The organism is Treponema sp. Marseille-Q4523 (genome assembly GCF_016901105.1).
GTDB lineage: Bacteria > Spirochaetota > Spirochaetia > Treponematales > Treponemataceae > Treponema_D.
In genome coordinates this window covers 1-3961 of sequence record NZ_JAFEVM010000068.1, presented here as the reverse complement: position 1 = coordinate 3961, position 3961 = coordinate 1, and the positions used below count along the sequence as shown (strand labels likewise).

General features: G+C 42.4%; 4 protein-coding genes and 1 pseudogene. 2 read left to right on the top strand and 3 right to left on the bottom strand.

Annotation, left to right across the window (positions count from 1 at the left end; translation table 11 throughout):
* Nucleotides 1-193 precede the first annotated feature (193 nt).
* Nucleotides 194-535: a hypothetical protein gene (locus JSQ97_RS12525; RefSeq protein WP_205076353.1), complete on the bottom strand. Its 342-nt coding sequence runs from the start codon at nucleotides 533-535 to the stop codon at nucleotides 194-196.
* Between the two features lie 156 nt (nucleotides 536-691).
* On the opposite strand from JSQ97_RS12525, the gene JSQ97_RS12520 reads away from it, so the two are divergent.
* Nucleotides 692-1021 carry a helix-turn-helix domain-containing protein gene (locus JSQ97_RS12520; RefSeq protein ID WP_205076352.1) on the top strand — a complete coding sequence of 110 codons (330 nt, stop codon included), beginning with the start codon at nucleotides 692-694 and terminating at the stop codon, nucleotides 1019-1021.
* Between the two features lie 200 nt (nucleotides 1022-1221).
* On the opposite strand, the gene JSQ97_RS12515 is transcribed toward JSQ97_RS12520, so the two are convergent.
* Nucleotides 1222-1911, bottom strand: coding sequence for an aspartate/glutamate racemase family protein (locus JSQ97_RS12515; protein WP_205076351.1), 690 nt, complete (start codon nucleotides 1909-1911; stop codon nucleotides 1222-1224).
* Nucleotides 1912-2476: 565 nt separating this feature from the next.
* Complete coding sequence (locus JSQ97_RS12510; RefSeq protein ID WP_205076350.1) at nucleotides 2477-3124, bottom strand: peroxiredoxin; 648 nt, start codon at nucleotides 3122-3124, stop codon at nucleotides 2477-2479.
* Nucleotides 3125-3660: 536 nt separating this feature from the next.
* On the opposite strand from JSQ97_RS12510, the pseudogene JSQ97_RS12505 reads away from it, so the two are divergent.
* Nucleotides 3661-3961, top strand: a pseudogene (locus tag JSQ97_RS12505) (Rpn family recombination-promoting nuclease/putative transposase); the annotation flags it as partial.

The window sequence follows — 3961 nt, the reverse complement described above, 5'->3', positions numbered from 1 at the left end:
ATATCTTTGTTCATTGTAAGTTTCAATACCATTATTTCCGGTTTAATATGGCACTATGTTTTAATTTCGCCACTTTCGATAGGTGTTCTTCTGCAAAAAGACTTAAGGACGTACAAAATAAAAATATTGTAAAAATAATCCTTACTTTTTTCATTTTTAAAACCCCATGTATAAGATTTAATATGTTAAAATTCTATTTTCTTAATCGAATTTTTGTAAAAATCTTTGAGTTATACAAAAGATAAAACAATTCTTCTTTATTCAACACAAGTACTTCTTCATCTTTGTAATTAGGTGCAATTGCTTTTATCATATCTTGAGTACGTTTCCTTTGTTCTTTATCCGCACGCAAAGCCTTAAAACCTCTAACTCTTTTACCATCCAATGTTGTAATCCCTGAAAAGAATAACGGTAGTGTTTTTATAAATGATTTTTTTATAAGTATCTTTTCAAAGAGATGGAGTATAACAACACAGGCCGTAGAAAAACTCGTAATAATTTCTAGAATTAATTTTATAAATTCTAACTTTTCCATAGCAATAAACCTCCTGCCTCTTCTGGTTGCTGTATTCAGCGAAATATATTCCTGTTTGCTCGTTAGTTATTTTTGCAATATTGCATTAGCTATAAGTATAATATAAAGTAGCTAAAAATACAATATGTCATTTACTCAAAGATATATGATATATTTATGGGAAAAATTAGGAGTATTTTAGGAAATAACGTCAGAACACTCCGTACAAATAAAGGCTGGACACAAGTGTATGTAGCGGACAGATTGCAGATTACCGCGCCTTTTTTGGCGCAGATTGAATCAGGTAAACGCGGTACTTCATTGGAACTTATTGAATCAATTGCAGAATTATTTAATATTCCTATCGCTTCGCTCTTTTTGGAACAAACGGAAATTTATATGGAAGCAAAAGTAAATATGCGAAAGATTAAGTTGATAACCATAGAAAAACAACTACAGGAAATTATTTCCGAAAATATTAAAAAAGCATTTGAAAAACTGAAATAAAAATTTACATATCTTCAAGATAGACGCCTACTATTCTCACTGAATCGTATCTAATTTGAAATATGTGTAAAGAAGTATACAAAATTGCCAAATAAAATCTCGCGCCGGTATATATTTTTTTCATGTATGTACCGAATAAAAAATATCGTTCCGACGTGGTATGTGAGACAAGCCTCCACACGAATAAAAACGCACGGTATTTAAAGAACGGCCTTTTGTGCCGCAAGCTGCGCGTGAATTTTCGCGGTATCGAAAACGGGAATATCCGAATCTTCCTGCGAAATAAGTAAGCCTATTTCGGTGCAGCCGAGGATAACGGCTTCGGCTCCGCGCGATTTCAAATCGGCTATGATACGGAGATACTCTTTTTTCGATTTTTCGGAAACGATGCCGAGACACAGTTCATCGTAGATGACCGCATTGACCCGCTCGATTTGCGCCGGCTCGGGAACAAGCACGTCCAAACCTTTTTCAGCGATGCGGTCTTTATAAAAATCCTGCGTAAGGGTGTATTTCGTGCCGAGAAGGCCGACACGTTTTATTCCGTTTCGAATCAGCGCTTCCGCCGTCGCGTCGGCGATATGCAAAATCGGAACGGAAATACGCACTTGGATCGCGGGAACCGTTTTGTGCATCGTATTGGTACAGATGACGATAAAATCCGCGCCCGCTTTTTCAAGCGACGCAGCGGCTTCGGCAAGTATTCGACCGCTTTTTTCCCAATCCCCGTTCGCCTGACACGCTTCGATTTCCGCAAAGTCGACGCTGTACATGACGATTTTTGCCGAATGAAGGCTTCCGAGTTTTTCTTTGACGGTTTCGTTGATTATGCGATAATACGTTACCGTGCTTTCCCAACTCATTCCGCCCAATAATCCGATCGTTTTCATTGTATCTCCCGCAACGATTTTATTAATAGAATGTGTGCCAGACCAAACAATACGGCAATCTTATGGAAACCGTATAATCAACACCCCCGACGCAAGCGTCGGGGTATGTTGTTCTCATAAGGTGGTTGCAGTCGGCTTTAATACCCTTTGTTACGACGCAAGCGTCGGGGTATTAAACCCTCCGCACGAATAAAATATCACGATAACGAGTACGTGTCCATCGACAAGTTTTACGACAAGGTACGTAAGAACGAGTACCGGCGAAGAATGCCGGAAAGCGTACTTGCAGGCCGGGGGAAAACACATTATGCGTTGTGAAAAATTATTAAAAAATATATTTATTGTTCGCGATCCGCCTACGCCCGCGTGGAGCACCGCGAAGCGTCCGCGCGTGAGCGCGGATGAGGGTTACCGAAGTGCGGAAGGCGGGTTCTTCCGATCCGCGTCGTCTGAAAAAAGAATGTATTTATCATTAAACCCTCCGCACGAATAAAAAAAGCGCCGGCACACCTTTCGGTAAGCGGCGCCTTAATTTTTACATAGCGTTTTTTATATACAATTTTTATTAAAGTTTTTTGTGGCAAAACCAGAAGTCGTAGCCGTCGTATTCGGAAAGGCGCTTGTCGGCTTCGGCTTTGCTTCCCGGCGGCGGAATAATGACGCTGTCGCCGATCAAACCGTTTTCAGGCCAATCGGCGGGCATCGCGACGCCGTTCGCATCGGAAATCTGGAGCACTTTGACGGCGCGCAAAACTTCTTTCATATTGCGGCCGACTTCCTGCGGATAATAGAGAACGAGGCGCACTTTGCCCTTGGGATCGCCGATAAAGACCGCGCGCACGGTGTTCGTGCCTTTTCCGGGATGCAGGAGTCCGAGTTTATTCGCAACCGTATCGTTCGCCGCGATGACGGGAAAGGTGATTTCGATTCCGAGTTTTTCTTTGATCCATTCGATCCACTTCAAATGGCTTTGCAGCTGATCGATTGAAAGGCCGATCAATTTGACGCCGAGCTTTTCAAACTCGGGAACGAGCTTTTGAAACGCGGCAAATTCGGTCGTGCAGACGGGTGTAAAATCGGCGGGGTGGCTGAACAGCACAAACCAGCTGCCTTTCAAATCGCCGGGAATATTCATTTTGCCGAGCGTCGTCGTTACGCTCAATTCGGGAAAATCATCGCCCAAGAGGGGCATGTGCATTGTCGTTTGTTCCATAAAATCTCCTATAAAATATGGTAATACAAATTAAAGTAATTATATAATTGTAATAATTACATAAGTGAAATATAGGCTATAAATTGAGCTTTGTCAAGAGGGAAAAGTGAAAAATATGGAAGAGAATATGACAGCACTGAATGGACGTAGTGTCGGATTTTGTCATAAAAATAATTATCATTGCATTATAACTAAGGGCGGTACCGGTCGCACAAAATAAAAACTCCGAAATCGCAACATTTCCGCGATATATATTTAGTGAAGTATTATCAGGATAACCGCACCGGAAATTGTATCCCTAAAAAATAGTGTATAACATAAAAAATCGGCTGCACTCCCGGCAGCAGCCCTGCCGTTCGCCGCGGCAGACCGTAATCGGAATCGGACTGCGCAATCTCTTTGTAAAAAGAGATTGCTTGCCATCGGTCTGAGCGGCTCGGCGGCAGTTCCGCTGCCTCGCGTTCCGCCTTTTTTATGTAAGTACGCGCTTCTTTTCTAAGTACCCATTTCCGGTGCGGTTATCCCGGAGGTATTTCATGCCAAAACACAATCGCCGGTATAAAGACTCGGTCTTTGTCGATCTCTTCGGAGAAGACAAAAATGCGAAAGAAAAGTTCCTTTCTCTCTACAATGCGCTTCACGGCACAACATTTGATGCGGCTACAAAACTCGAACCGCTTCGCCTCGAACAGGTGATGTACATGGCTTTCCGCAACGATGTCGCCTGCCTCGTCGACGGTAAAATCATCGTATTGGTCGAACACCAATCTACGATAAACGTCAATATGCCGCTGAGATTTTTGCAGTACGCAGCACGCCTCTACGAGCGCATCCAAA

Bases quoted from the DNA above. Each gene is read 5' to 3' on its own strand.
- JSQ97_RS12525 (WP_205076353.1), bottom strand. From the start codon at position 535: ATGGAAAAGTTAGAATTTATAAAATTAATTCTAGAAATTATTACGAGT.
- JSQ97_RS12510 (WP_205076350.1), bottom strand. From the start codon at position 3,124: ATGGAACAAACGACAATGCACATGCCCCTCTTGGGCGATGATTTTCCC.
- JSQ97_RS12515 (WP_205076351.1), bottom strand. From the start codon at position 1,911: ATGAAAACGATCGGATTATTGGGCGGAATGAGTTGGGAAAGCACGGTA.
- JSQ97_RS12520 (WP_205076352.1), top strand. From the start codon at position 692: ATGGGAAAAATTAGGAGTATTTTAGGAAATAACGTCAGAACACTCCGT.